At 75.8% G+C, this 25,978-nt stretch carries 24 protein-coding genes; 19 read left to right on the top strand and 5 right to left on the bottom strand.

The window, feature by feature from the left end; genetic code table 11:
• Positions 1–6: 6 nt before the first annotated feature.
• Positions 7–729 carry an IclR family transcriptional regulator gene (locus tag INN71_RS14900; protein ID WP_277500365.1) on the bottom strand — a complete coding sequence of 241 codons (723 nt, stop codon included), beginning with the start codon at positions 727–729 and terminating at the stop codon, positions 7–9.
• Between the two features lie 86 nt (positions 730–815).
• Between INN71_RS14900 and leuC the strand changes: the two genes are divergently transcribed.
• From leuC to INN71_RS14880, 4 genes are all read left to right on the top strand, one after another.
• Entirely contained in the window at positions 816–2,252 is a 1,437-nt protein-coding gene (gene leuC, locus INN71_RS14895; protein WP_277500364.1) for a 3-isopropylmalate dehydratase large subunit, read from the top strand.
• Positions 2,253–2,264: 12 nt separating this feature from the next.
• A complete protein-coding gene (leuD, locus tag INN71_RS14890; protein WP_277500363.1) occupies positions 2,265–2,870 on the top strand; it encodes a 3-isopropylmalate dehydratase small subunit in 606 nt (201 codons plus the stop codon).
• Between the two features lie 89 nt (positions 2,871–2,959).
• On the top strand, positions 2,960–3,781 hold the full coding sequence (locus INN71_RS14885) for an alpha/beta fold hydrolase (protein ID WP_277500361.1): 822 nt from the start codon (positions 2,960–2,962) through the stop codon (positions 3,779–3,781).
• Between the two features lie 170 nt (positions 3,782–3,951).
• Positions 3,952–4,995, top strand: coding sequence for an HU family DNA-binding protein (locus tag INN71_RS14880; protein ID WP_277500360.1), 1,044 nt, complete (start codon positions 3,952–3,954; stop codon positions 4,993–4,995).
• Between the two features lie 10 nt (positions 4,996–5,005).
• On the opposite strand, the gene INN71_RS14875 is transcribed toward INN71_RS14880, so the two are convergent.
• The gene (locus INN71_RS14875; RefSeq protein ID WP_277500359.1) at positions 5,006–5,638 is read right to left on the bottom strand and encodes an NTP transferase domain-containing protein; all 633 of its coding nucleotides are present in this window, start codon (positions 5,636–5,638) and stop codon (positions 5,006–5,008) included.
• Between the two features lie 138 nt (positions 5,639–5,776).
• On the opposite strand from INN71_RS14875, the gene INN71_RS14870 reads away from it, so the two are divergent.
• Complete coding sequence (locus INN71_RS14870) at positions 5,777–6,586, top strand: 1-acyl-sn-glycerol-3-phosphate acyltransferase (RefSeq protein ID WP_277500358.1); 810 nt, start codon at positions 5,777–5,779, stop codon at positions 6,584–6,586.
• On the top strand, positions 6,583–7,584 hold the full coding sequence (locus tag INN71_RS14865) for an NAD(P)H-dependent glycerol-3-phosphate dehydrogenase (protein WP_277500357.1): 1,002 nt from the start codon (positions 6,583–6,585) through the stop codon (positions 7,582–7,584). Before INN71_RS14870 ends, INN71_RS14865 begins: the two co-directional genes overlap by 4 nt.
• 4 nt (positions 7,585–7,588) lie before the next feature.
• Here INN71_RS14865 and INN71_RS14860 read toward each other — a convergent pair whose 3' ends face one another.
• Entirely contained in the window at positions 7,589–8,707 is a 1,119-nt protein-coding gene (locus INN71_RS14860; RefSeq protein ID WP_277500356.1) for a PLP-dependent aspartate aminotransferase family protein, read from the bottom strand.
• An 88-nt stretch (positions 8,708–8,795) separates the two neighbouring features.
• Between INN71_RS14860 and INN71_RS14855 the strand changes: the two genes are divergently transcribed.
• Positions 8,796–9,917, top strand: coding sequence for a D-alanine--D-alanine ligase family protein (locus INN71_RS14855; RefSeq protein ID WP_277500355.1), 1,122 nt, complete (start codon positions 8,796–8,798; stop codon positions 9,915–9,917).
• 70 nt (positions 9,918–9,987) lie between these two features.
• Here INN71_RS14855 and INN71_RS14850 read toward each other — a convergent pair whose 3' ends face one another.
• Positions 9,988–10,503 (bottom strand): DUF3515 family protein, encoded by a 516-nt coding sequence (locus INN71_RS14850; RefSeq protein WP_277500354.1) that lies wholly within the window; start codon positions 10,501–10,503, stop codon positions 9,988–9,990.
• A gap of 144 nt (positions 10,504–10,647) precedes the next feature.
• Between INN71_RS14850 and INN71_RS14845 the strand changes: the two genes are divergently transcribed.
• On the top strand, positions 10,648–11,637 hold the full coding sequence (locus INN71_RS14845; RefSeq protein ID WP_277500353.1) for a thiamine-phosphate kinase: 990 nt from the start codon (positions 10,648–10,650) through the stop codon (positions 11,635–11,637).
• A gap of 105 nt (positions 11,638–11,742) precedes the next feature.
• On the opposite strand, the gene rpmB is transcribed toward INN71_RS14845, so the two are convergent.
• The gene (gene rpmB / locus INN71_RS14840; protein ID WP_277500352.1) at positions 11,743–11,928 is read right to left on the bottom strand and encodes a 50S ribosomal protein L28; all 186 of its coding nucleotides are present in this window, start codon (positions 11,926–11,928) and stop codon (positions 11,743–11,745) included.
• 311 nt (positions 11,929–12,239) lie between these two features.
• Between rpmB and INN71_RS14835 the strand changes: the two genes are divergently transcribed.
• From INN71_RS14835 to INN71_RS14780, 11 genes are all read left to right on the top strand, one after another.
• Positions 12,240–14,120, top strand: a complete 1,881-nt coding sequence (locus INN71_RS14835; protein ID WP_277500349.1) for a DAK2 domain-containing protein — start codon at positions 12,240–12,242, stop codon at positions 14,118–14,120.
• A 34-nt stretch (positions 14,121–14,154) separates the two neighbouring features.
• Positions 14,155–16,416 carry an ATP-dependent DNA helicase RecG gene (locus tag INN71_RS14830; protein WP_277500348.1) on the top strand — a complete coding sequence of 754 codons (2,262 nt, stop codon included), beginning with the start codon at positions 14,155–14,157 and terminating at the stop codon, positions 16,414–16,416.
• A complete protein-coding gene (coaD, locus tag INN71_RS18125) occupies positions 16,413–17,519 on the top strand; it encodes a pantetheine-phosphate adenylyltransferase (protein WP_346813068.1) in 1,107 nt (368 codons plus the stop codon). Before INN71_RS14830 ends, coaD begins: the two co-directional genes overlap by 4 nt.
• A gap of 123 nt (positions 17,520–17,642) precedes the next feature.
• Positions 17,643–18,212 carry a DUF177 domain-containing protein gene (locus INN71_RS14815; protein WP_277500347.1) on the top strand — a complete coding sequence of 190 codons (570 nt, stop codon included), beginning with the start codon at positions 17,643–17,645 and terminating at the stop codon, positions 18,210–18,212.
• An 82-nt stretch (positions 18,213–18,294) separates the two neighbouring features.
• On the top strand, positions 18,295–18,480 hold the full coding sequence (gene rpmF, locus INN71_RS14810; protein WP_277500346.1) for a 50S ribosomal protein L32: 186 nt from the start codon (positions 18,295–18,297) through the stop codon (positions 18,478–18,480).
• An 83-nt stretch (positions 18,481–18,563) separates the two neighbouring features.
• Positions 18,564–19,277, top strand: coding sequence for a ribonuclease III (gene rnc / locus INN71_RS14805; RefSeq protein WP_277500345.1), 714 nt, complete (start codon positions 18,564–18,566; stop codon positions 19,275–19,277).
• Positions 19,261–20,166 carry a bifunctional DNA-formamidopyrimidine glycosylase/DNA-(apurinic or apyrimidinic site) lyase gene (gene mutM, locus INN71_RS14800; protein WP_277500344.1) on the top strand — a complete coding sequence of 302 codons (906 nt, stop codon included), beginning with the start codon at positions 19,261–19,263 and terminating at the stop codon, positions 20,164–20,166. The genes rnc and mutM overlap by 17 nt, the downstream gene beginning before the upstream one ends.
• Positions 20,167–20,251: 85 nt before the next feature.
• Positions 20,252–20,458 (top strand): hypothetical protein, encoded by a 207-nt coding sequence (locus INN71_RS14795; RefSeq protein ID WP_277500343.1) that lies wholly within the window; start codon positions 20,252–20,254, stop codon positions 20,456–20,458.
• Positions 20,459–20,520: 62 nt separating this feature from the next.
• Positions 20,521–21,744, top strand: a complete 1,224-nt coding sequence (locus INN71_RS14790) for an MFS transporter (RefSeq protein WP_277500340.1) — start codon at positions 20,521–20,523, stop codon at positions 21,742–21,744.
• 107 nt (positions 21,745–21,851) lie between these two features.
• Complete coding sequence (gene smc / locus INN71_RS14785; protein ID WP_301800958.1) at positions 21,852–25,454, top strand: chromosome segregation protein SMC; 3,603 nt, start codon at positions 21,852–21,854, stop codon at positions 25,452–25,454.
• Positions 25,451–25,915 carry a thioesterase family protein gene (locus INN71_RS14780; protein WP_277500298.1) on the top strand — a complete coding sequence of 155 codons (465 nt, stop codon included), beginning with the start codon at positions 25,451–25,453 and terminating at the stop codon, positions 25,913–25,915. The genes smc and INN71_RS14780 overlap by 4 nt, the downstream gene beginning before the upstream one ends.
• The last annotated feature ends 63 nt before the right edge of the window (positions 25,916–25,978 follow it).

Here is a 25,978-nt window from a genome sequence, read left to right as displayed (position 1 = left end):
GGGGCCCTACTCGGCCGCGGCGCGGCGCAGCGACTCGGACAGCCGCTCGGCGGCGGCCAGGACGGCCGGGGCGTGCATGCGCCCGGGCTGCCGCGAGAGCCGCTCGAGGGGACCGGAGACCGACACGGCGGCGATGACCTTGCCGCTGGGGGAGCGGACGGGGGCGGAGACCGACGCCACGCCCTGCTCGCGCTCGCCGACGGACTGGGCCCAGCCACGGCGCCGGATGCCCGACAGCGCGGTCGCGGAGAAGGCGGCGACCTGGAGGCCGCGCTGCATGCGGTCCGGGTCCTCCCACGCCAGCAGCACCTGGGCGGCGGAGCCCGCGCGCATCGTCAGCTGGGAGCCGACGGGGATGGTGTCGCGCAGGCCGGAGGGCCGCTCGGCGGCCGCGACGCAGACGCGGTTCTCGCCCTGGCGGCGCCACAGCTGCGCGGACTCGCCGGTGATGTCGCGCAGGCGGGCGAGGACGGGGCCGGCGGCGGCCAGCAGCCGGTCCTCGCCGGCGGCGGCGGAGAGCTCGCCGAGGCGGGGGCCCAGGACGAAGCGGCCCTGCATGTCGCGCGCCACGAGGCGGTGGTGCTCGAGGGCAACCGCGAGCCGGTGCGCGGTCGGCCGCGCGAGCCCCGTGCTGGCCACCAGGCCCGCCAGCGTCGCCGGCCCGGCCTCCAGCGCCGTGAGCACCAGAGCCGCCTTGTCGAGAACGCCGACGCCACTTCCCTTGTCCATATGGCAATACTGACGTCTCAGTTCGTGGGACGCAAGAGGTAAGGTCCGTGCTGTCAGGAGACAGCTGTGGCGTTGTTGGAGGAATCATGAGCCGTACGGGCGGCCGCACGTTGGCGGAGAAGGTCTGGGACGAGCACGTCGTCCGGAGCGCGGAGGGCGAACCCGACCTCCTGTTCATCGATCTGCACCTCATCCACGAGGTCACCTCCCCCCAGGCGTTCGACGGGCTCCGGCTCGCCGGGCGTCGGGTCCGCCGGCCCGACCTCACGCTCGCGACCGAGGACCACAACGTCCCGACGATCGACTGGGACAAGCCGATCGCGGACCCGGTCTCGCGCACGCAGGTCGAGACGCTGCGCCGCAACGCCGAGGAGTTCGGTGTGCGGCTGCACCCGCTGGGCGACGTCGAGCAGGGCATCGTGCACGTCGTCGGGCCGCAGCTCGGGCTGACGCAGCCGGGCATGACGATCGTCTGCGGTGACTCGCACACGTCGACCCACGGCGCCTTCGGTGCCATCGCGTTCGGCATCGGCACCTCCGAGGTGGAGCACGTGCTGGCCACGCAGACGCTGCCGCAGTCCAAGCCGCGCACGATGGCGGTCACGGTCAACGGGTCGCTGCCCGAGGGCGTCACCGCCAAGGACCTCGTGCTCACCCTCATCACGCACACCGGCACCGGTGGCGGGCAGGGCTACATCGTGGAGTACCGCGGCCAGGCCATCGAGGAGCTCTCGATGGAGGCGCGGATGACCATCTGCAACATGTCCATCGAGTGGGGCGCCAAGGCCGGGCTCATCGCGCCCGACGACACGACGTTCGCCTACATCGAGGGCCGCCCCGAGGCGCCGAAGGGTGCCGACTGGGACGAGGCCGTCGCCCACTGGCGCACGCTGGTCAGCGACGACGACGCCGAGTTCGACCGCGAGATCGTGCTCGACGCCTCCACGATGACGCCGTTCGTCACCTGGGGAACCAACCCGGGCCAGGGCGTCCCCCTGGGTGGCGCGGTCCCCGTGCCGGCCGAGTTCGAGGACCCGAGCGACCAGGTCGCCGCCGAGCGCGCGCTGACCTACATGGGTCTCGAGGCCGGCACCCCGATGCGCGAGGTGAAGGTCGACACCGTCTTCGTCGGCTCCTGCACCAACGGGCGCATCGAGGACCTCCGCCTCGCCGCCGACATCGTCAAGGGGCGCCGCGTCGCGGCCGACACCCGCCTGCTCGTCGTGCCCGGCTCGGTGCGCGTGCGCCTCCAGGCCGAGCAGGAGGGCCTCGACGTCGTGTTCAAGGAGGCCGGCGCCGAGTGGCGCGGCGCGGGCTGCTCCATGTGCCTGGGCATGAACCCCGACCAGCTCGCCCCCGGCGAGCGCAGCGCGTCGACGTCGAACCGCAACTTCGAGGGCCGGCAGGGCAAGGGCGGGCGCACCCACCTCGTCTCCGTGCCCGTCGCCGCCGCGACCGCCATCCGCGGCACCCTCTCGTCCCCCGCCGACCTGGAGCCGGCCGCCGCCGGCGCCGCGAGCTGACCAGGAGCCGTCATGGAGAAGTTCACCTCCCACACCGGCGTCGGCGTGCCGCTGCGACGCAGCAACGTCGACACCGACCAGATCATCCCGGCGGTCTACCTCAAGCGGGTCACTCGCAGCGGGTTCGAGGACGGGCTCTTCGCCGCGTGGCGCAACGACCCGGCGTTCGTGCTCAACCAGCCAGCGTACGCCGCGGGGTCCGTGCTCGTGGCCGGTCCCGACTTCGGCACCGGCTCCTCGCGGGAGCACGCGGTCTGGGCGCTGCAGAACTACGGCTTCAAGGCCGTCATCAGCTCGCGGTTCGCCGACATCTTCCGGGGCAACTCGGGCAAGGCCGGTCTCGTCGCCGCGCAGGTGGACGAGAAGGTCGTCCAGCGCATCTGGGCCATCCTCGAGGACCAGCCGGGCGCCACGGTGACCGTCGACCTCGAGAGCCGCACCGTGCGCGCCGGGGAGGGCGTCGACGCCGTCGAGGACTCGTTCGACATCGACGACTACACCCGCTGGCGCCTGCTCGAGGGCCTCGACGACATCGGGATCACGCTGGGCCGTGAGGCCGAGATCGCGGCGTACGAGGCCGCCCGCCCCGCGTGGAAGCCGGTGACGCAGCGCGTCTGACCCGCCCGGAGCGCCACCGGCTCCGAACTACCGTCGTACGGACCGGGAGGCCGACCGGCGCTCCCGGCACTCGACGACGAGGAGATCGCGTGAGCACCATCTCGACGAACGGCGTGCAGCTGCACCACACCGACACCGGCGGCGACGGCCGTCCGGTCGTGCTCATCCACGGCTGGCCGCTCAGCGGCGCCTCGTGGGAGCACCAGGTGCCCGCGCTGACCGAGGCCGGCCACCGCGTGGTGACCTACGACCGTCGCGGGTTCGGTGCCTCGGACAAGCCCGACGCCGGGTACGACTACGACACGCTGGCCGCGGACCTCGACGGCCTGCTGACCGAGCTCGACCTGACCGACGTCACGCTCGTCGGGTTCTCCATGGGCGGCGGCGAGGTCGCCCGCTACCTCGGCACGTACGGCGACGCCCGCGTCCGCTCGGCCGTCTTCGCGGCCGCGGTCCCGCCGTACCTACTGAAGACCGACGACAACCCCGACGGCGGCCTCGCCGAGGAGGACGTCCAGGGCATGGTCGACGGGGTCGGCGCGGACCGCGAGGGCTTCCTCGACGGGTTCACCACCGACTTCTTCTCCGTCGACGGCACGCTGAAGGTCAGCGAGGAGGAGCGGCAGAAGGCGCTCGAGCTCGAGGCGCCCGCCGCCGACGCCGCGCTGACCGGCTGCATCGAGGCGTTCGCGCGCACCGACTTCCGCGCCGACCTGGCCACCATCGCGGTCCCCACCCTCGTCATCCACGGCTCGGGCGACGCCACCGTGCCCGTGGAGGTCTCGGGCCAGCGCACCGCGCAGGCGGTGACGGGCGCGACGTACGTCGTCGTGGACGACGCCCCGCACGGCCTCAACGTCAGCCACGCCGCCGAGTTCAACGGTGCCCTGCTGGAGTTCCTGGGCCGCTGAGCCGCACCGCGCAGGGGGGGCGTCACCACCGGTGGCGTCCCCCTGCCACGCGTGGGTACCGGCGGGTCACATCGGGCCCGCCGCTGTTGTCGTGGCCCGTCCGCGCGCCTAGCGTGCGCAGAGACACCCGTGGGGCAGGCGCCGCACCGGGACGTACCGGAAGGACACCAGTGAACAAGTCGCAGTTCATCGAGGCGCTGTCGTCGAGGTTCGAGGGCAACAAGAAGGCTGCCGCCCACGCCCTCGACGCCGTCGTCGACACCATCACCCGTGAGGTCGCCCGGGGCGAGAAGGTCGCCATCACCGGGTTCGGCGCGTTCGAGAAGGGCGCCGGAGCCGCGAAGGGGGTCGTGCCCAAGTTCACCCCCGCGGCCAACCTGCGCAACGTCATCTCCGGGGCGAAGCAGCTGCCGGCGGCCACCGTGGGGGCCGCCGGTGAGGCCGCCAGCGCCGTCGTCGCGAAGGTGACCGGCAAGGGCGGCGCGCGCCGCTCGGGAGGGTCGTCGGACGAGGGCACCGACAGCGACGAGGCGTCCGTCAGCACGACCGAGGTGTCGATCGACCAGGTGCTCGGCACGGCGTCGTCCGGTGGGAGTGCCGCCGCGACGACGCCCGCGACGAAGGCGGAGAAGAAGGCGCCGGCCACCCGGACGACGGTGAAGACCGCCCCCGCGAAGAAGGCTTCCGCGAAGAAGGCTCCCGCGAAGAAGGCCCCCGCGAAGAAGGCCCCCGCGAAGAAGGCCCCCGCGAAGAAGGCCCCCGCGGCGGAGGAGGCCCCGGCGACGACGGCGCCCGCGAAGAAGTCGCCGTCGGCGGGCGCCCCGGCCCGGAAGACCGCCGTGGCGAAGGCACCGGTGGACGCTCCGCCGAGCGCGGACGCGCCGGCGTCTCCCGCCGAGGGGACCGCCACGGCCCCGGCGACGAAGGCCCCCGCGACGAAGGCCCCCGCGACGAAGGCCCCCGCGAAGAAGGCCCCCGCGAAGAAGGCCCCCGCGAAGAAGGCCCCCGCGAAGAAGGCCCCCGCGAAGAAGGCGAGCAAGGCGACGGCCACCAAGGACGCGGCGTCGCGCGCGGCCGCCGGCACCGAGCCCGGAGGCACGACGCCCGTGGCCCGCACCACCGCCACGACGTCCGTCGCGGACCAGCCGGACGACGGGGGCCCGCGCACGCCGTCGCAGAACTCCCCGGCGGCCCAGACCGAGCCCCCGGCCTGACGCAGCGGGCTCAGCCGGGGTGGCGGGCCAGCAGGCCCGCCGTCCACGGCCCCAGCCCGAGGTCGATGGCGCCGTCCAGTGCGGCGGCGTCGTCGACGTCGTGCCGCAGGGTGGGCAGCGCCCCCCCGACCGGTACGGCGCCCGCCTCGAGGTGGGCGCGGGTCGACCCCGGGCCGTAGCGCGGGTCGAAGAGGGGGAGGGGCGCGCCGTACAGGGTCGTCCCGGTGCCCTCCGCGTCGCTGACGAACACCGGACCGTCGGCCGCCAGGACCTGGACCAGCGCCTCGGCGAGGTCGGCGGGACGCAGGGCCGGCAGGTCGGCGCACAGGGCCACCGGTCGCGCGTCGGGCCAGCGCCGGGCCGCCTCCTGCGCCCCCTGGCGCAGGGTGCCGTTGAGGTCCCCGTCGACGGGGTCCGGCACGACGGTGCACCCGAGCTGCGCCAGGGAGCCGGCGAACCGGTGGTCGTCGGTGAGCACCAGCACGCCGGCCACGCCGGGCGTGACCAGGGCGGCGCGGGCGGTGTCGAGGGCGAACGCCGCGGCCAGCTCCGGGCGCGGCGCGCGACCGTGACCGAGGCGCGACTTCCCGACGGCGGGCGGCTTGACCGGCAGCAGGATCGCGGCGGACGGGGACGTGCTCACCCGGCCCATGCTCGCAGCCCGCGAGCCACGCGGCGCGGGCGGTCCGACCGCGCCGCCGTCGCCGGAGCACTGCAGCGCCTATCCTGCCCTGCGGTGCCGCGGCACCGGACCGGGCAGGACGTAGGGAGAGGACGGACCTTGGCGACGAGGAAGCTGAGCGAGCGCCGGGGCTGGGCGTACACGGTGGCGGCGACGATCCTGAAGCCGACGCTGACGGCCGCGACCTCCCGCACCTGGGAGGGCGGTGAGCACCTCCCCGCGACCGGCGGGTTCGTCGTCGCCCTCAACCACGTGACGAAGGTCGACCCCCTCTTCGCCGCGCACTACCTCTACGACCACGGGCGCATCGCGCGCTACCTGGCGAAGTCCGGGCTCTTCGAGTCCCGCGCGCTGGCCACGTTCATGACGGCCGCGGGCCAGATCCCGGTCGAGCGCGAGAGCGCGGGCGCCTCGGCGTACGCCGCCGCGGTCGAGGCGGTGCGGGCCGGGAAGTGCGTCGTGGTCTACCCCGAGGGCACCATCACCCGCGACCCCGACCTGTGGCCCATGACGGGCAAGACGGGCGCGGCACGGATCGCGCTGGCCACGGGCTGCCCCGTGGTCCCGGTGGCCCACTGGGGCGCGCAGGACGTGCTCGCGCCGTACTCGTCGCGACCGCGGCTGCTGCCCCGCAAGCACGTCACCGTGCGGGCGGGTGCCCCGGTCGGTCTCGACGACCTCGTCGGCCGCACGGACGCGCGGGCCGCCGCCGAGGCGACGACCCGGATCATGGCGGCGATCACCGACCTGCTGGCCGGCATCCGCGGCGAGGAGCCGCCTGCCGAGCCGTTCGACCCCCGCCGGCGGGGCGTGAGCGAGTACGGTCGCCCCCGCGCGGTGGAGCCGCGCGCGGACGACGAGCCGGGCGTGCCGGGTGGCCGTCCGACCGGTGACGGGGAGGGTGCATGACGAAGGTGGCGGTGCTGAGCGCCGGGTCGTGGGGCACGGCGTTCTCGCTGGTGCTGGCCGACGGCGGCGGCGACGTCACCCTGTGGGGTCGTCGCGAGGAGGTCGTCGAGCGCATCAACACGCGTCACGAGAACGCCGACTACCTGCCCGGCATCCAGCTCCCCGGCAGCGTGGACGCGACCACCGACCCCGAGGAGGCGCTCGCCGGCGCCGACGTCGTCGTGTGGTCGATGCCGTCCCAGACGCTGCGGGGCACGCTCGAGCAGTGGCGCGACCTCGTGCCACGCGACGCCGTCTCGGTGTCGCTCATGAAGGGCGTCGAGCTCGGCACGGTCAAGCGCATGAGCGAGGTCATCGCCGAGTCCCTCGACGTGCCCTCGCGCCAGGTGGCCGTCGTCAGCGGCCCCAACCTCGCGAAGGAGATCGCCCGCCGCGAGCCCGCCGCCTCCGTGGTGGCGTGCGAGGACGAGGAGACCGCGCGGCGCCTGCAGCGCCTGTGCCACACCCCGGCGTTCCGCCCCTACACGAGCACCGACGTGGTCGGCTGCGAGATCGGCGGCGCCTACAAGAACGTGGTCGCCCTCAGCGTCGGCATGGCCGTCGGCCTCGGCTTCGGCGACAACACCACCGCGTCCGTCATCACCCGCGGCCTCGCCGAGACCGCGCGCCTCGCGGTCGCCCTCGGCGCGAACCCGCTGACCCTCATGGGCCTCGCCGGCCTGGGCGACCTCGTCGCCACCTGCTCCTCGCCGCTGAGCCGCAACCGCACCTTCGGCGAGCGGCTCGGGGCGGGCATGACGACCGAGGAGATCTACGCCTCGACCCGCCAGGTGGCGGAGGGCGCGAAGTCCTGCAGCTCGCTGCGCGACCTCGCGCGTCGTACCGGCGTCGACGTGCCCATCGCCGAGCACGTCGACGAGGTCGTGGCCGGCACCATCACGGCGCGCGACATGATGACGGCGTTCGTGGCCCGCGAGACCAAGGCCGAGGCGGACTGAGGCCTCAGCGGGCCTCGAGCGCGGCGACGAGGTCGTCCCACAGGTCGTCGACGTCCTCGACGCCGACCGAGAGCCGCACCAGCGACTCCGGGATCGTGGCCGCCTCGGTCTTCCAGCGGCGGCGGCGCTCGAGCGTGGACTCCACGCCCCCGAGGCTGGTCGCGAAGACCCACAGCCGCGTCGAGCGGCACAGCAGGTCCGCGGCGAGCGGGCCGTCGGCGAGCTCGATCGCGACGATCGCGCCGAAGCCGGGGTAGCGGACGCGCGAGACGGCCGGGTGCGCCTCGAGGCGCCGCACGAGCTCCGCGGCGTTGGCCTGGGCACGCTCCACCCGCAGGTGCAGGGTGCGCAGGCCGCGCAGCGCGAGCCAGGCCTCGAGGGTGCCGGGCACGGCGCCGAGCAGGTCGCGGCGGCCCTTCACCACGTCGTACAGCTGGGGGTCGCGGACCACGACGGCGCCGAGGAGCGCGTCGGAGTGCCCGGCCAGGAACTTGGTCGCGGAGTGGAGCACCACGTCGGCGCCCAGGTCCAGCGGCTGCTGGAGCAGGGGTGTGGCGAAGGTGTTGTCGACGACCACGGTCGCGCCGGCGGCGTGCGCGGCCGCAGCGAGCGCCGGGATGTCGGCGACCTCGAGGGCCGGGTTGGTGGGCGACTCGATCCACAGCAGCGCGGCGTCCTCGCAGGCGGCCGTGACGGCGTCGACGTCCTCGACGTCGACGAGCCGGGTCCGCACGCGGCCGCGCAGCTCGAGGTCGCCCAGCTGGCCGAGCGTGCCCTGGTAGGAGTGCTGCGGCGCCACGACGACGCCGTCCGGGGCGACGAGGTCGAGCAGCGCGGCCACCGCGGCGAGGCCCGAGGAGAAGGCGAGCGCGCGGCCGCCCTCGAGGCTGCCGAGGGTCTCCTCGAAGGCCAGCCACGTCGGGTTGCCGTAGCGCCCGTACTCCACGTCGCCGCCCCCGACGTACGTCGCGGCCATCGTCAGCGGCGTGTTGAGGGGGGCGTCGGGCGTGCGGGCCGGACGACCCGCGTGCACCGCGCGGGTGGCGGGCCGCAGGGCCGCCGGGTGCCCGTCGGAGCCGGTGGGGACGGGGGTCGTGCCGGGGGAGGAGGGCTGCTCGGGCATGCCCGCCAGCGTACGGCGTGGGCGTCGGGGGTCCGTCGCCGCGCGGGGTGCGCGGGAGCGGGGGAGGGGGCCGGTAGGGTCGAGCGCCATGAGCGAGTCCGCCCCCCGTCGTCCGCGCGTGGCCGTCGTGTTCGGGGGCCGCTCCGCGGAGCACTCGATCTCGTGCATCTCGGCCGGCAGCGTGATCGCCGCCCTCGACCCGGAGCAGTACGACGTGGTCCCCGTCGGCATCGCGACGGACGGGCGCTGGGTGCTCGAGGACCCGTCGCTCAACCGGCTCGAGCTCGGTCCGGGCGGTGCGCTGCCGCAGGTGCGCGGCGACGCCGCCGTGCAGCTGACGCCCGGCGCGACGCCCGAGCTCGTCGTGCGCGACGCGGGCGACGTGCCGCGCGTGCTCGGCGAGGTCGACGTCGTCTTCCCCGTGATGCACGGGCCGTTCGGCCAGGACGGCACGCTCCAGGGCCTGCTGGAGATGGCCGGCGTGCGCTACGTCGGCGCCGGCGTGCTGTCGTCCGCGGTCGGCACCGACAAGGTCTACATGAAGCGCCTCTTCGAGGCCGCCGGGCTGCCGGTGCTGCCCTGGGTGGCGATCACGCCGCGCGACTGGGCGCGCGACGAGGTGGGCGTGCGCGAGCGCGTCGCCGCCCTCGGCCTCCCCGTCTTCGTCAAGCCCGCGCGGGCCGGCTCCAGCTTCGGCATCACCCGGGTCGACGACCTCGCCGACCTCGACGCCGCGCTCGCCGAGGCCCGCCGCCACGACCCGAAGGTGCTGGTCGAGGCCGCCGCGGTCGGGGCGCGCGAGGTCGAGTGCGGCGTGCTGGCCGGAGAAGGGGCCGGCGACCACACGACGAGCGCACTCGCCGAGATCCGCGTGACCGCCGAGCACTCGTTCTACGACTTCGAGGCGAAGTACCTGCCGGAGGAGAACACGGCGCTCGACGTGCCTGCGGACGTGCCCGACGAGGTGGCCGCCCGCGTGCAGGAGCTGTCCGTGGCGGCCTTCGACGCGCTCGACTGCGAGGGCCTCGCGCGCGTCGACTTCTTCGTCATGCCCGACGGCCGCGTGGTGCTCAACGAGGTGGAGACGATGCCGGGCTTCACGAGCCTGTCGATGTTCCCCCGCATGTGGGCCGCGAGCGGCATCGACTACCCGACGCTGGTCGACCGGCTGGTGCGGGGCGCGCTGGCCCGCGACACCGGGCTGCGCTGACCCGCGGCCCCGCCGACCGACCCCGGCCCGACCGACCCGCCGGGCCCGCGCTCAGAAGCCGGGCCCGAGCTCAGAAGCAGGGGTCGACGAGCTCGGTGTGCGCCAGGATCGCCGGGGCCACGTCGATCTCCTCCTCGACCGGCGGGCGCCGCTCGGCCGGCAGGCGCAGCTGCACGGTGGGCTCCTGGCCGATCGTCGTGACCACGACGTCCACCGTCTGGTCCTGGTACGTCGCGGGCTCGGCGTACCAGCCGACCTCGCCGACCACCTCGCAGTCGGAGGTGTCGGTGAAGGACGCCGGCAGCTCCGCGCCGCAGACGACCACGGTCGCCGGCGTCCCCCAGGCCCGGGCCGCGACCCCCTCGGGCGCGACGTCGCGCTCCTCCTCGCCACCGACCTCGTCGGGCAGGTCCTCCAGCAGCGCGGCGCACGCCGCGCGCTGCTCCGCCGGCAGGTCGTCGAGCAGGAGGGCGCCCTCCACCTGCACCGGCCCCGCGGAGCACCCGGCCAGGACGCCCGGCGCCGCCAGGACGCCGGCCAGCAGGGTGACGGCGCGCGGCGCGCGGCGCGTGCGGGCGGCGGGCATCGGGGCCTCCGGGGCGGTGCGGGGGGCGGGGACGGGCGGGGCCCTCGCGGGGCCGCGCGCCGGGTCAACCTACCGGGCGGTGCCGCTGGGTCGGGCGGGGCGGGTCTGCCCGTCGCGGGGGAGCGGGTCTGGTGGGATGGGGGGATGGAGAACCCCCGCCCGCCGCGCGCGACCGGAGCCGACACCCCCCTCTCCGCCGTCGGCGAGTTCGGCGTCGTGCAGGCCGTGGTCTCCCGCCTGAGCGGCAACGACGACGTGCTCGTGGGGCCGGGCGACGACGCGGCGGTGCTGCGGATCCGCCGCGGGCACGCGGTCGTCTCGACGGACCTGCTCGTCGAGGACCGGCACTTCCGCCGCGACTGGTGCTCGGCCGCCGACGTGGGCCACCGCGCCGCGGCGCAGAACCTCTCCGACGTCAACGCGATGGGCGGCCGCGCGACCAGCCTGACCCTGGGGCTCGCGCTGCCCGAGGACCTGCCGCTGCGGTGGGTGGAGGAGTTCACCGACGCCTTCGTCGCCGAGGCGGGGCTCGTCGGGGCCGTCGTGGTCGGCGGCGACGTCACGCGGGCCGACGCCGTGGTGGTCGCGGTCACCGTGCTCGGGTCGGTGGCCCAGCGGCCCGTGCTCCGCTCCGGCGCCCGCCCGGGCGACGTCGTCGCGCTCTGCGGGCGGCAGGGCTGGGCGGCGGCCGGGCTGACCGTCCTGGGCCGCGGCTTCCGCTCGCCCCGGGTGCTGGTGGAGGCCTACCGGCGCCCCGAGCCGCCGTACGACGCGGGGCCGGCCGCCGCCGAGGCGGGCGCCACCGCGATGGTGGACGTCTCCGACGGGCTGCTCGCCGACCTCGGCCACGTCGCGGTCGCCTCCGGGGTCCGCATCGACGTGGAGACGGCGGCCCTCGACGTCGCCGAGCCCCTCCACGCGGTGGGCTCGGCCCTCGGCGCGGACCCCCTGGGCTTCGTGCTGACCGGCGGCGACGACCACGCGCTCGTCGCCACCTTCCCGGCGGACGCCCCCCTGCCCGACGGCTGGACCGTCGTGGGCCGGGTGCACGCCCACGACCCGGCTGCGGCCCTCGCTCCCGTCACCGTGGACGGCGTCGCCCCCGAGGGCCCGACCGGCTGGCAGCACTTCTGAGCCGCCCGGCCGCCCGCAGCGCGCCGGGTCCGCCGTACCCCCGGGGAGACGACGAGGGCCCGCCCAGCAGTGCTGGACGGGCCCTCGGGCGTCGGTGCGCTCAGGTCAGCGGGTGACCTTGCCGGCCTTGAGGCAGCCGGTGCAGACGTTGAGCCGGGTCGGCGTGCCGCCGACCTTGGCGCGGACGCGCTGGATGTTCGGGTTGAAGCGACGCTTCGTGATCTTCCGCGACCACGGCCTGTTGTTGCCGAAGCCGGGCTTCTTGGCGCAGATGTCACAGACGGCAGCCACCGGTACTCCTGAAGTCGAGAACAGTTCGAGTCGTACGCCGACGTGGGCTCCGCACGAGGTGCGGCGACGTTCACGTAGGCAACCGGAGGAGAGTAGCCGATCGCGCGCGGAGCAGGCCAATCGCCGAGCGAGGCCGGGGAGACCCGGGGGACGACGGGGTCGCCGCGCGGTCCGCCGCCGCTAACGTGGCATCCTGCCACCTCCCGCAGCGTCGCCCGCCCCCGCGGACGGACAGCGCGAGGCGGCGGGGGCGCAGGCACGGGTCCGGGCACGGGTCCGGGCGCAGGGGAGCACGGAGCGGAGGGGGCCAGATGAGCGGTGCCGGACAGCCCGTGCGGCTCGAGGTGGTCGCCCGCTTCGTCCACATCGCCACCGACGCGCTGGCCGACGCCCGCGAGGAGATCGACGCCCTCAACGTCTTCCCCGTGCCCGACGGCGACACCGGCACGAACATGTTCCTCACCATGTCGGCCGCGCGCGAGGCCATGGTGCAGGCGCTCGACGCCGTCGGTCTCGCCGGCATCGCCGGCGACGCCCACGCCGGCCGGCCCGTCGCGGCCGAGGTCGGCCCGGAGCAGCTCGCGACCGTCCTGCGGGCCCTGGCCCGCGGCGCGCTCCTCGGCGCCCGCGGCAACTCCGGCGTGATCCTCGCCCAGATGCTGGGGGCGGTAGCGGCGCACCTCGGGGCCGCGGCCGACGGGCGCCGCACCGCCGTGCTCGTCGCGGGCGGCCTCACCGAGGCCACGCGGGCCAGCTACGCCGCCGTGGGCGAGCCGGTCGAGGGCACCATGCTCACCGTGGCGCGCGCCGCGAGCGAGGCCGCCGAGCAGGCGGCGCGCGCCGAGCGCCCCCGGTCCCGCGACGTCTACGTGGCCGCGGCCGCCGCCGCCCGCGAGGCGCTGGCCCGAACCCCCGAGCTCCTCCCGGCCCTGGCCGCCGCGGGCGTCGTCGACGCCGGCGGCCGTGGGCTGTGCGTGATCCTCGACGCCGCCGAGACGGCACTGACCGGTCGCCGCCCGTTGCCCGTCCCGGTGCGCCTGGGCCACCACACGATCCCGGTGGCGTCCCCGGTGGCGTCCTCGGTGGCGTCCTCGGGGCACCCGCCCGCTCCGGCGACGGACGGTGCGTCGTCCGGCGCGGCGCACGCCCCGGCGCACCTCCCGGGCTACACCCCGCCGTACACCCCGGCCTACGAGGTCATGTACCTCCTCGACCGGTCCGACGACGCGGCTGTCACCCGGCTGCGCGAGCAGCTGTCGGCGATCGGGGACTCGCTGGTCGTCATCGGCGCCGAGGGGCTGTGGAACGTCCACGTGCACGTCGACGACGCCGGCGCCGCCATCGAGGCCGGCGTGGCGGCCGGGCGGCCCCACCAGATCCGGGTCACGCACTTCCGCGACCACGCCCGCCACGACGGCGCGGGTCACGGGCACGGGCACGGCCACCGCCCGGAGCGCGCGAGCGACGGAGTGGCCGAGGCGGGGGCGACCGGCGAGGCCGGGACGTCCGCCGCCGCGCCGCACCGCCGCACGGGGCGGGCGGTCGTCGCGGTGAGCGCCGGGCCCGGCCTGGCCGCCGTGTTCGAGGAGGCGGGCGCGGTCGCGGTGCCCGGCGGCCCGGGGGAGCGGCCGTCGGCCGGCATGCTGCTCGACGCGGTACGGCGGACCGGGGCCGCCGAGGTCGTGATCCTGCCCAACGACCCCGACTCGGTGCGCACGGCGGAGGTCGCCGCCCGGACGGCGGAGGAGGACGGGGACGTCGTCGTCGCGGTGGTGCCCAGCCGGGCCCAGGTGCAGGGTCTCGCCGCGCTGGCGGTCCACGAGCCGGGCCGGGCGTTCGGGCCCGACGTGCTCGAGATGACCTCCGCCGCGCGCCACTGCCGCCACGGCGCCGTGACGGAGGCGTCGCGCCGCGCGATGACCACCGCGGGCCCGTGCGAGGCCGGGGACGTGCTGGGCGTCGTCATGGGCGACTTCGCGGTGGTCGGGCACGACCGCCTGACGGTCGCGGTCGAGGTGGTCACCCGGCTGCTGGCGGTGGGCGGGGAGCTGGTCACCGTGGTGGCCGGGGCGGGCTCCGGCGACCTCGCCGCCCGCCTGGCGGCGCACGTCGAGGAGGAGCACCCGGGCGTGGACGTCGTCACCTACGAGGGGGGCCAGCCGCGCTACGCGCTGCTGGTCTCGGTGGAGTGAGCCGCGTGGGCGGCGCCCGGACGGGGGAGGCGGCGTGATCACGCTCGACTCCCCGGTCGAGGCGGTGCTGGGCGGGGCCGCGAAGAAGGTCGGCAAGGTCAAGGAGCAGCTCGGCATCCGCACCGTCGGCGACCTGCTGCGTCACTTCCCCCGCACCTACCTGAAGGTCGACGAGCCCAGCACGGTCACCGACCTGGCGCCGGGCCAGCACATCAGCATCGTGGGCCGGGTCGGCGAGGCCCGGCTGCGCAGCTACCAGGACCGGCGCACGCAGCGCACGGCGTACCGGCTCGAGGTCCGCCTCGACACCGACGGCCCGTCGCTGCGGCTCACCTACTTCGCCCGCAACAAGGGCATCGCGACCCACTTCGAGAACCGGCACGCGGTGGGGACCCTCGGTGTCTTCATCGGCAAGGTCGACCGGTTCCGCGACGAGTGGCAGCTGACGAACCCGACGATGGTGCCGCTGGAGGGTCCGGCCCCGTCGTCTCCCGGCGACGACGCCGCGCGGGCGGCGGTCGCGGGCATGCGGGCGCTCTTCCCCGTCTACCCGGCGACGGCCGGCGTGGAGTCGTGGGACCTCCAGGCCGCGGTGGCCTTCGCGCTGAGCGTGCTCGCCGAGCCCGACGACCCGCTGCCCGAGTGGCTGCGGGAGGAGCGGAACCTGGTGGGGGTGCGCGAGGCCTTCGAGCGCGTGCACCAGCCCGACTCGTGGGCCGACGTGACCCGCGGGCTGCAGCGCTTCCGCTTCGACGAGGCCCTCGTGACCCAGCTCGTGCTGGCCCGCCGACGCGCCGCGCTGCGGGCCGTCGCCGCCGCGCCGCGCACGGGGGAGCGGCCCGACGGCACCCGGGGCGGCCTGCTCGCGGCCTTCGACGCCCGCCTGCCCTTCGAGCTGACGGCGGGCCAGGTCGCCGTCGGCGCCGAGATCGAGGCCGACCTCGCGGCCGACCACCCCATGAACCGGCTGCTCCAGGGCGAGGTCGGCTCCGGCAAGACCCTCGTGGCCCTGCGGGCCATGCTCCGCGTCGTCGACTCCGGCGGGCAGGCCGTGCTGCTGGCCCCCACCGAGGTGCTCGCCCAGCAGCACCACCGCTCGCTCGGGCGCCTGCTCGGCGACCTCGCGCAGCCGGGGATGCTGGGCGGGGCCGACGAGGCGACGGGCCTCGCCCTGCTCACCGGGTCGAGCACGACCCAGCAGCGGCGCGAGGCGCTCCTGCGGATCGCGTCGGGGGAGGCGGGGATCGTCGTGGGCACGCACGCGCTGCTCGAGGACAGGGTGTCGTTCGCCGACCTCGGCCTCGTCGTCGTCGACGAGCAGCACCGCTTCGGTGTCGAGCAGCGCGCCGCGCTGACCGACAAGGCCGAGAAGCCGCCCCACGTGCTCGTCATGACCGCCACACCCATCCCACGCACGGTCGCCATGACCGTCTTCGGCGACCTCGAGACCTCGGTGCTCAGCGAGCTGCCGGCCGGGCGCGCCCCGATCCAGACCAACGTCGTGCCGTTGGCCGAGGCGCCGCGCTGGCTCGACCGCGCCTGGCAGCGGGTGCGGGAGGAGGTCGAGAAGGGCCACCAGGCCTACGTCGTGTGTCCCCGCATCAGCGAGGAGACCGCCGAGCAGGGGGAGAGCGACGCCGTCGACCTCGACGCGGAGGGCGAGGTGGTCGCCCCGCCGACCACCCGCCCGGCCGCGGTGGAGTCCGTCGTCGCGCTGCTGCGCGAGGGCCCGCTGGCCGGCCTGCGGGTGGAGGCCCTGCACGGGCGGATGGCCCCCGACGACAAGGACCGGGTGATGCGCCGCTTCGCCGCCGGCGAGGTCGACGTGCTCGTCTCGACCACCGTCATCGAGGTGGGCGTCGACGTCGCGAACGCGACGACGATGGTGCTGCTCGACGCCGACCGGTTCGGCGTCTCCCAGCTCCACCAGCTGCGCGGCCGCGTCGGCCGGGGCGGCCTCCCCGGCCTGTGCCTGCTCGTCACCAACGCCGCGGCCGGCACCCCGGCCCGCGAGCGCCTCGACGCCGTCGCCGCGACCACCGACGGCTTCGAGCTGTCCCGCGTCGACCTGGAGCAGCGGCGGGAGGGCGACGTGCTGGGCGCCTCGCAGTCCGGGCGGCGCTCCAGCCTGCAGACCCTCCGCGTGCTGCGCGACGAGGGCACCATCGTCGCCGCCCGCGAGGTGGCGACCGCCCTGCTCGCCGACGACCCCGACCTGCGCGGCCTGCCGCAGCTCGGCGCCGCGGTCGTCGAGCTCGAGACGTCCGCCGGCGCGGCCTACCTGGAGCGGTCGTGACCCGCATCGTCGCGGGCCGAGCGGGCGGGCGCCGGCTGAGCACCCCGCGGGGCGACGCCACGCGGCCCACCTCCGACCGCGTGCGCGAGGCGCTCTTCTCGGCGCTGGAGGCCCGGCTCGGCTCGCTGGAGGGCACCGCGGTGCTCGACCTGTACGCCGGCTCCGGCGCCGTCGGGCTCGAGGCGTGGTCGCGCGGGGCCGCATCGGTGCTCCTCGTCGAGCACGACCAGCGCACGCACGCCCTCGTGCGGGCCAACGCCCGCGAGGTGGGGGCGGGCGCGGCGGCGACCGTGCTCCGCGCCACCGTCGCCACCGCCCTCGCCGGGCCGGCGCCGCAGCGGTACGACGTCGTGTTCAGCGACCCGCCGTACCCGCTGGCGGACGCGGCGGTCGCCGCGGACCTGGCCGCGCTCGTGGCCGGCGGCTGGCTGGCGCCGGACGCGCTCGTCGTCGTCGAGCGCTCCTCGCGCAGCCCCGAGCCGGCCTGGCCGGACGGCCTCGAGCGCGTGACGTCGAAGCGCTACGGCGAGACGACGCTCTGGTACGGTCGCGCGGCCTCGGCCGACCCCGAGGAGACCCCCGAGGATCCCCCGGAGGACCCCATGACCCGCGCCGTCTGCCCCGGTTCCTTCGACCCGGTCACCCTCGGTCACGTCGACATCGTCACGCGCGCCGCGCGCCTGTTCGACGAGGTCGTCGTCGCGGTCGGGGTCAACGCCTCCAAGCGGCGGCTCTTCAGCGACGACGAGCGCCTCGAGATGCTCGCCGAGGCCACCGCGGGCCTGCCCAACGTGCGCGTCGCCGGCTTCTCCGGGCTGCTCACCGACTTCTGCGCCGAGCAGGGCGCCGCGGCGCTGGTGAAGGGGCTGCGGGGGGCGGGCGACCTCGAGTACGAGCTGCCGATGGCGCGCATGAACGACCACCTCAGCGGCGTCGAGACGGTGTTCGTCGCCGCCCGCCCCGAGCTCACCCACGTGTCGTCGAGCCTGGTCAAGGAGGTGGCGTCGCTCGGCGGTGACGTCGCGCCGTTCCTGTCGCCGGCGGTCCACGAGCGGCTGCTGGCGCGGCTCGCCGAGCGTCGCGGCGGCGCCGGCGGGGTGTGAGGCCCGGCCCGGGGGGCCAGCGGTTTGGCCCAGCCCGTCGCGGGTGGTTAGTCTTTCCCGGTTCTGTCCTGCCCCAGCACCGGAAGTGATCCCCTGACCCGTCTGGACCCGAGAGCGCCGCTCGTGATCGACACCCGCGAGCTGGGCCGCCGAGCAGGGTCCCAGCACGAGGTGGTCACCACGGTGCCGGCACCGGCAGATCTCGGCATCGAGGTCCTCGGTGTCCCCGAAGGCTCGCCGGTCGACCTCGACCTGCGGCTGGAGGCGGTCATGGAGGGCGTCCTGGTCACGGGTACGGCGCACGTCGAGCTCGTCGGCGAGTGCGTGCGGTGCCTGGAGGAGATCACCGACGACGCGTCGGCGACCTTCCAGGAGCTGTTCGTGCACGACGACGGCCAGGCCGGGCTCGAGGTCGAGGACGACGAGGAGTCCGGCGTTCGCCGGCTCGAGGACGACCTGGTCGACCTGGAGCCGGTGCTGCGGGACGCGGTGGTGCTCGCGCTGCCGTTCCAGCCGCTGTGCTCGGAGGACTGCCCGGGCCTGTGCGTCGAGTGCGGCGCCAGGCTCGCGGACGACCCGGAGCACACGCACGGCGAGGCGATCGACCCGAGGTGGGCCGGTCTCACCGAGGCGCTGGGCTCAGGACGCGACGGTGCGCCGGACACGGCGGGCCCGCACAGGCACGACAACTGAACGTCCCCACCCGGGGGCTCACCGGTTCCCCGGTGGGTGTGGAACGGCCGGCGCCAGCCGGCGTGATTCGAGGAGAAGAAAAGTGGCTGTCCCGAAGCGGAAGATGTCGCGCAGCAACACCCGTCACCGTCGCTCGGCCTGGAAGGCGTCCGTGCCCTCGCTGGTGACCTGCGCCAACCCCGCCTGCGGTGCCCAGCACCTCCCGCACCGCGCGTGCGGCACGTGCGGTCAGTACGGCGCCAAGGCGAGCCGTCGCCAGGTCCTCTGACCGGCGACGCGACGCCCCCGCACGACCCGACGTACGTCCTGACCGACTACGCCGACCTCCGAGCAGCGCTCGGGAGCCCCTCGTTGGCTCCCGAGCTGCTCCAGCGTGCGCTCACCCACCGCTCGTTCGCCTACGAGAACGGTGGGCTGCCGCACAACGAGCGGCTCGAGTTCCTCGGTGACTCCGTGCTCGGCATCGTCGTCACCGAGACGCTCTACACCCAGCACCCGGACCTCTCCGAGGGCCGGCTGGCGAAGCTGCGCGCCGCGGTCGTCAACGCCCGCGCGCTGGCCGACGTCGCCCGCACGATCGGGCTCGGCCAGCACCTGAAGCTGGGGCGCGGCGAGGAGGCGACCGGCGGGCGCGACAAGCCGTCGATCCTCTCCGACACCCTCGAGGCCGTGATCGGCGCCGTGCACCTCTCCGGAGGCATCACCGTCGCCGCCGACGTCGTGCACCGCCTGTTCGACCCGGTCATGGAGGCCGCCGCCGCCATGGGCGCCGGCCTCGACTGGAAGACCTCGCTGCAGGAGCTCGCCGCCGAGCGCGCCCTCGGCGTCCCGGAGTACCTCATCACCGACGAGGGCCCCGACCACCTCAAGACCTTCACCGCCCGCGTGCGCGTGGGCGAGGGCGAGTACGGCCACGGCGTCGGCCGCTCGAAGAAGGAGGCGGAGCAGCTGGCCGCCCAGACGGCGTACGGCGAGATCGCCGCGGCCGCGCCGGCCAGCCCCGCGCCGGCCGGCGCCGCGCCGACCAGCCCTCCTGCGGACGACCCGGGTGCCGGAGCTCCCTGAGGTCGAGGTCGTCCGCGCCGGCCTGGAGCGCCACGTCGTGGGCGCGCGGGTCGTGGACGTGGAGGTCCTCCACCCCCGTCCGGTACGGCGGGACCCCGGCGGCCCGGACGGGTTCGCCGCCGCCCTGCGCGGGCGCACCCTCGTCGGCGCCCGGCGCCGCGGCAAGTACCTGTGGCTGCCGCTCGACAGCGGTGACGCGCTGACCGCCCACCTCGGCATGAGCGGCCAGATGCTCGTGCAGCCCCCCGACGCGCCGGACGAGCGCCACCTGCGGGTGCGGCTGCGCCTCGACGGCGCGGACGAGGGCCGCGAGCTCCGCTTCGTCGACCAGCGGATGTTCGGTGGGCTCGCCGTGAGCCTCGGCGGCGCCGAGCTGCCGCCCGAGATGGCGCACGTCGCGCGCGACCCGCTCGACCCCGCCTTCGACGACGCCGCGTTCGTGGCCGCGGTCCGGCGCCGCAGCTCGGCGGTCAAGCGCATCCTGCTGGACCAGAAGGTCGTCTCCGGGGTCGGCAACATCTACGCCGACGAGGCGCTGTGGCGCACCCGCCTGCACGGCGAGCGCCCGGGGGACCGGCTGCGGCCCGTCGAGGTGCGCACGCTGCTGGCGAACGTGCGGGACGTCATGACCGAGGCCCTGGCCCAGGGCGGCACCTCGTTCGACGCCCTCTACGTGAACGTGAACGGGGAGTCGGGCTACTTCGACCGCTCGCTCGACGCCTACGGCCAGGAGGGCCGGCCGTGCCGCCGCTGCGGCGCCGCGATCCGGCGTACCGCGTTCATGAACCGCTCGTCCTCCTGGTGCCCGCGGTGCCAGCCCGCACCCCGCCCGGCGCGCTCCCCGAGGCCCGCGGTGGCCCCGAAACGCCCGGGTGTCGCGTCGGATTGACCCCCGCTGGAACGGGTGAGACATTTGACGACGGCCCGGACCGGGCCGCCCACCACCCACCTGCACGTGCTCCGGAGGATCTTCCATGGCCAAGGCGCTGATCGGCTACCTGGACAGCGACCGTCGGGTCCCCTCCCGCCTCGAGGTGGACAACGCCCGCCTGCGCGCCCGGGTCGGCGACCTGGAGCAGCTCGTCCTGCGCCTCCAGGCGGAGAACGACCGCCTGACCGCGGCGCACGCCGCCGTCCTCCTCGACATCGAGGAGTCGGCGGACCAGCTGCAGCCCGCCTGAGCACCACCCCCCGCGCGGCCCGATTCCGGCCGCGGGACCGATCCGCGTAACCTCCTCCGACCGTGGGTCGGATCTGGGAGTTCATCGCGCCGGCGCGCCTCGGGCCCGGTTTCCGCCACCTCGTCCTGGCCTTCTGGACCGCGAACCTCGCCGACGGCGTGATGATCGCCGCAGGCCCCCTGCTGCTGGCCTCGCTGACGTCCGACCCCTTCCTCGTCGCCCTCGGCGCCGCCGCGCCCCGCGTCCCCTGGGTGCTGTTCGGCCTCTACTCCGGGGTGGTGGCCGACCGGGTGGACCGGCGCCTGCTGATGCTCGGCACCAACCTCGTGCGGCTCGGCGTGGTGGCGGTGCTGGGGGCGGCGATCGCCACCGACGTCGTCAGCGTCACCTGGGTGCTCGTCAGCCTCTTCCTGCTCGGGACGGCCGAGTGCTTCAGCGACACGACCGCCTCCACGCTGATGCCGATGCTGGTGGAGAAGAAGGACCTCGGCGTCGCGAACGCCCGCGTGATGGTCGGCGTGATGACGATCAACCAGCTCGCCGGACCGCCGCTGGGCGCCGCGCTCTTCGTCGCCGGCACCGTGTGGCCCGTCGTCGCCCAGGGCGTCTGCATCGCGCTGGTGGTGCTGCAGGTCGCCCGCCTGCGGCTGCCGTCGCTGGTGCCGCCGGCGGGGGAGCGGTCGCTGTTCCGCGATGCCGCTGACGGCGTGGCCTGGCTGGCGCGGCACGCGGCGGTGCGCACGCTCGCGCTCACCATCCTGACCTTCAACGTCACCTTCGGCGCCACGTGGTCGGTGCTCGTCGTGTACGCCGACGACCGGCTCGGGCTGGGCGGCTTCGGCTTCGGCCTCCTCACGGCGTGCGCGGCCGTCGGCGGCATCGTCGGGGCGCTGGCCTACGGGCCGCTCGAGCGCCGCTTCTCGCTGGGCTCGATGATGCGCGTCGGCCTCCTGGTGGAGACCGCGACGCACGGGATCCTGGCCCTGACGACGTGGCCGGCCGTGGCGATGCTCGTGCTCGGCGCGTTCGGGGTGCAGGCGTCGATCTGGGGGACCACGTCGACGACGGTGCGGCAGCGCGCCGTACCGGCGCACGTGCAGGGGCGCGTCACCAGCGTCTACCTCCTGGGGATGCAGGCCGGCCTCGTCGTCGGGGCCCTGCTGGGCGGCGTGCTCGCGCAGTACGGCGGGGTGCGCGCCACGCTGTGGTTCGGCTTCGTCGGCTCGGCGCTCATCCTCGTCCTCATCTGGCGCCAGCTGCCGCACATCGCCCACGCGGGGGAGTAGGCGCCGCGGGCCGGTCGCCGCCCGCGGGCCGGGGGTGCGGCGTACTAGCCTGGCCCGACGCACGGGCCCGCGAGGGTCCGGCGCGGCGGCCGGCGAGGAGGGCGCGCGTGTACCTGAAGAGCCTGACCCTCAAGGGGTTCAAGTCCTTCGCGTCCTCGACGACCCTGCAGCTCGAGCCCGGCATCACCTGCATCGTCGGCCCCAACGGGTCGGGCAAGTCCAACGTCGTCGACGCGCTCGCCTGGGTCATGGGCGAGCAGGGGGCCAAGAGCCTGCGCGGCGGCAAGATGGAGGACGTCATCTTCGCGGGCACCTCGGGCCGCCCGCCGCTGGGCCGGGCGGAGGTGCAGCTGACGATCGACAACACCGACGGCGCCCTCCCCATCGAGTACGCCGAGGTCACCATCAGCCGCACGATGTTCCGCAACGGCGGCTCGGAGTACGCGATCAACGGCACCGCCTGCCGGCTGCTCGACGTGCAGGAGCTGCTGAGCGACTCGGGCATCGGGCGCGAGATGCACGTCATCGTCGGCCAGGGCCAGCTCGACTCGATCCTGCGCGCCACCCCCGAGGAGCGCCGCGGGTTCATCGAGGAGGCCGCGGGCGTCCTCAAGCACCGCAAGCGCAAGGAGAAGGCGCTCCGGAAGCTCGACGCCACCGAGGGCAACCTGCACCGCCTGGCCGACCTGCTCAGCGAGATCCGCCGTCAGCTCAAGCCGCTGGGCCGCCAGGCCGAGGTGGCGCGGCGCGCCCAGACCGTGCAGGCCGACGCCCGCGACGCGCGCTCCCGGCTGCTGGCCGACGACCTCGTCACCGCCCGTGAGGCGCTGGCCCAGGAGATCGCGGACGAGACCGTCCTGCTGGAGCGCCGCGCCGCGGTGGCCGCCGAGCTCGAGGCGGCGCGGGCCCGGGAGGCGAGCGTCGAGGCGGCGCTGCGGGAGGACCTGCCGGCGCTCGCGGCGGTCCAGGAGACGTGGTTCGCCCTGGCGGGCCTGCGCGACCGCCTCCAGGGCACCCGGTCGCTCGCCGCCGAGCGCGTGCGCACCTCGCAGGTGGGGGAGGGGCCCGTGGGCACGGGCCGCGACCCCGACCGGCTCGAGGCCGACGCCGCCCGGGCGCGCGAGGAGGAGGAGCGCGGCGCCGCCGAGGTCGCGGAGCGGGCGGCCGCCCTCGAGCAGGCCGTCGCCCGCCGCGCGGAGGCCGAGGAGGCCGCCACGGCGGAGGAACGACGGATCGCGGCGCTGCAGCGCGCCGCCGCCGACCGCCGCGAGGGCCTGGCCCGTCTCGTCGGGCAGGTCAACGCGGTCCGCTCCCGCGCCCGGGCGGCGGAGGACGAGGTGGGCCGGCTCGTGCTGGCCCGCGCCGACGCGGTCGCCCGTGCCGAGCAGGCGCAGCGCGACTTCACCGCGCTCGAGACCGAGGTCGCGGGCCTCGACGCGGGCGAGGAGGGCCTCGACGCCGAGCACGAGGAGGCGAGCGAGGCGCTGGCCGAGGTCGAGGAGACGATCGCCGGGGTGCAGGCCGCGCTGCAGCAGGCCGAGCAGCGCCGGGCCGCGCTCGTCGCCCGCAAGGAGGCGCTCGAGCTGGGCCTGGCCCGCAAGGACGCGGCGGGGGCGCTGCTCGCCGCGGGTGACCGGGTCGACGGCGTGCTGGGTCCGGTCGCGTCCGTCCTCGCCGTGCGACCCGGGTTCGAGAGCGCCGTCGCCGCCGCCCTCGGCCCCGCCGCCGACGCGGTCGTCGTCGCCGGTCGTCACGCCGCGCTCGCCGCGATCGACCTCCTCAAGCGCGACGACGCCGGCCGCGCCAGCCTCGTCGTGGCCGACGGGCCGGGCGCCGCAGGGGGGCCGGTGCCCGACCTGCCCGCCGGGGCCACCTGGGCCCGCGAGGTCGTCGACGCTCCGGCCGAGGTGCGGGCGGCGGTCGACCGGCTCCTGGCGGGCGTCGTGGTCGTGGACGACCTCGGAGCGGCCACGGCCCTGCTCGCCGACGCCCCCGGGCTCGTGGCCGTGACCCGCGACGGCGACGTGCTGGGCGGGCACCACGCGGTCGGCGGCTCCCAGGCGCAGCCGAGCCTGCTGGAGGTGCAGGCCGCGGTCGACGAGGCGGCCGCGGCCCTCGCGTCCGCGAGCGCCGACGTCGAGCGGCTCACCTTCACCCTGCGCTCCGCCGAGACCCAGCGTGCCACCGCCCGCCAGCGGGTGGACGTGTCGCTCGCCCGGCTCCACGAGTCCGACGCCGCCCTGGCCGCCGTGGCCGAGGAGCTGGCGCAGCACGGCGCCCACGCCCGCGCCGCCCGGGGCGAGGCCGAGCGTCTCGGCGCCGCCATCGCCGCCGCTGAGCGGGCGCGCGACGAGGGCGTGGCCGGCCTCGCCGACCTGGAGGAGCGGCTGGCCCGGGCCGAGTCCGCGCCCGAGGAGGAGCCCGACACCGCCGACCGGGAGGAGCTGGCCGCCGCGGCCCGCGACGCCCGCCAGGCCGAGATGGACGCCCGTCTCGCGCTGCGCACCTCCGAGGAGCGCACCCGCTCCCTGACCGGCCGCGCCGACAGCCTGCTGCGCCAGGCCCGGCAGGAGCGCGAGGCCCGCGCCCGGGCCGCCGAGCGCCGCGAGCGGGTACGCCGCCAGGCCGCCGCCGCGCGCGCGGTCGTCGCCGGCGCCGACGTCGCCCTCGCCCGCCTCGAGCTGTCCGTCGCCGAGGCCGCGGTCCGCCGTACCCAGGTCGAGGAGTCGCGCCGGGAGCGCGAGGAGCAGCTGCTCGCCGTGCGCGCCCGGCTCCGCGACCTCGCGCGCGAGCACGACCAGCTCGTCGACAGCGTCCACCGCGACGAGATGGCCCGCGCCCAGCAGCGCATGCGCATCGAGCAGCTCGAGGACCGGGCGATCGAGGAGCTGGGCGTCGAGGCCGACGTGCTCGTCGCCGAGTACGGCCCCGACGTGCCCGTCCCGCTGCCGCCGGAGGCGACGGGCGGCGACGTGGTGGGCGACGGCGACGAGGCGGGGGACGGCGACGAGCCGGCGGCGCCGCGGACCACGCCGTACGTGCGCGACGAGCAGGCGAAGCGGCTGCTCGCCGCCGAGCGGGCGCTGGCCCAGCTCGGCAAGGTCAACCCGCTCGCGCTCGAGGAGTTCGCGGCGCTCGAGGAGCGCCACCAGTTCCTCACCGAGCAGCTGGAGGACGTGCGCCGCACGCGGCGCGACCTGCTCGACATCGTGCGCGAGGTCGACGCCCGGGTGGAGCAGGTCTTCGGCGAGGCGTGGGAGGACGTGCGGGCCGCCTTCGACCACGTCTTCGCGCGGCTGTTCCCGGGCGGGGAGGGGCGGCTGCTGCTCACCGACCCCGACGACCTGCTGACCACGGGGGTCGAGGTCGAGGCCCGCCCGCCGGGCAAGAAGGTCAAGCGACTGTCGTTGCTGTCCGGCGGGGAGCGCTCGCTCGTCGCCGTGGCCTTCCTCGTCGCCCTGTTCAAGGCGCGGCCCTCGCCGTTCTACATCCTGGACGAGGTCGAGGCGGCGCTCGACGACACCAACCTGGGGCGCCTGCTCCAGATCTACGAGGAGCTCCGCGAGAGCTCGCAGCTCCTCGTCATCACCCACCAGAAGAGGACGATGGAGGTCGGGGACGCGTTGTACGGCGTGACGATGCGAGGCGACGGGGTCTCGACGGTGATCAGTCAGCGGTTGCGGGACGGGGCTGAGGCGGTGCGGGCATGAGCGAGCGCGCACCCCGCCCCACCCGGGGCGACTTCGTCGCCTGGCGCCGGGTCACGACCCGGTGGCGCGACGACGACGCCTACGGGCACCTCAACAACGCGACGTACTACGAGCTGTTCGACACCGCGGTCAACGCCTACCTGTACGAGGCCACCGGGGTCGACGTGCGGGCGCTGCCGCGCATCGGGGTGGTGGCGGAGACGTCCTGCCGCTACTTCCGCGAGCTCGGGTTCCCCGCCCCCATCGACACCGGCCTCGTGGTGGACCGCGTCGGCACGTCGTCGGTCGTCTACCGCATCGGCCTGTTCCAGGGCCCGGACGGGGGACCGGAGGAGGAGGCGGCCGCCGAGGGCCGGTTCGTCCACGTCTACGTCGACAACACGCACGGCGCCGGCAACCGCCCGACGGCCCCGCTCCCGCCCGAGATCCGGGCCGCCGTCGAGCCGTTGCTGCGACCCTGACGGGTCCGCGGCGCGCAGGGTCGGCGACGTTGCGAGGGATGTTGGCCGGCCGTGCCACCATGA

The organism is Nocardioides sp. ChNu-153 (genome assembly GCF_030466625.1).
Taxonomy (GTDB): domain Bacteria; phylum Actinomycetota; class Actinomycetes; order Propionibacteriales; family Nocardioidaceae; genus Nocardioides.
Note: the sequence above shows the minus strand (reverse complement) of the source record. Positions and strands in the feature narration are given on the sequence as shown.

Bases quoted from the DNA above. Each gene is read 5' to 3' on its own strand.
- INN71_RS14835 (WP_277500349.1), top strand. From the start codon at position 12,240: ATGAGCGGTGCCGGACAGCCCGTGCGGCTCGAGGTGGTCGCCCGCTTC.
- INN71_RS14795 (WP_277500343.1), top strand. From the start codon at position 20,252: ATGGCCAAGGCGCTGATCGGCTACCTGGACAGCGACCGTCGGGTCCCC.
- INN71_RS14850 (WP_277500354.1), bottom strand. From the start codon at position 10,503: ATGCCCGCCGCCCGCACGCGCCGCGCGCCGCGCGCCGTCACCCTGCTG.
- leuD (WP_277500363.1), top strand. From the start codon at position 2,265: ATGGAGAAGTTCACCTCCCACACCGGCGTCGGCGTGCCGCTGCGACGC.
- INN71_RS14855 (WP_277500355.1), top strand. From the start codon at position 8,796: ATGAGCGAGTCCGCCCCCCGTCGTCCGCGCGTGGCCGTCGTGTTCGGG.
- INN71_RS14860 (WP_277500356.1), bottom strand. From the start codon at position 8,707: ATGCCCGAGCAGCCCTCCTCCCCCGGCACGACCCCCGTCCCCACCGGC.
- leuC (WP_277500364.1), top strand. From the start codon at position 816: ATGAGCCGTACGGGCGGCCGCACGTTGGCGGAGAAGGTCTGGGACGAG.
- INN71_RS14845 (WP_277500353.1), top strand. From the start codon at position 10,648: ATGGAGAACCCCCGCCCGCCGCGCGCGACCGGAGCCGACACCCCCCTC.
- INN71_RS14865 (WP_277500357.1), top strand. From the start codon at position 6,583: ATGACGAAGGTGGCGGTGCTGAGCGCCGGGTCGTGGGGCACGGCGTTC.
- INN71_RS14900 (WP_277500365.1), bottom strand. From the start codon at position 729: ATGGACAAGGGAAGTGGCGTCGGCGTTCTCGACAAGGCGGCTCTGGTG.
- INN71_RS14780 (WP_277500298.1), top strand. From the start codon at position 25,451: ATGAGCGAGCGCGCACCCCGCCCCACCCGGGGCGACTTCGTCGCCTGG.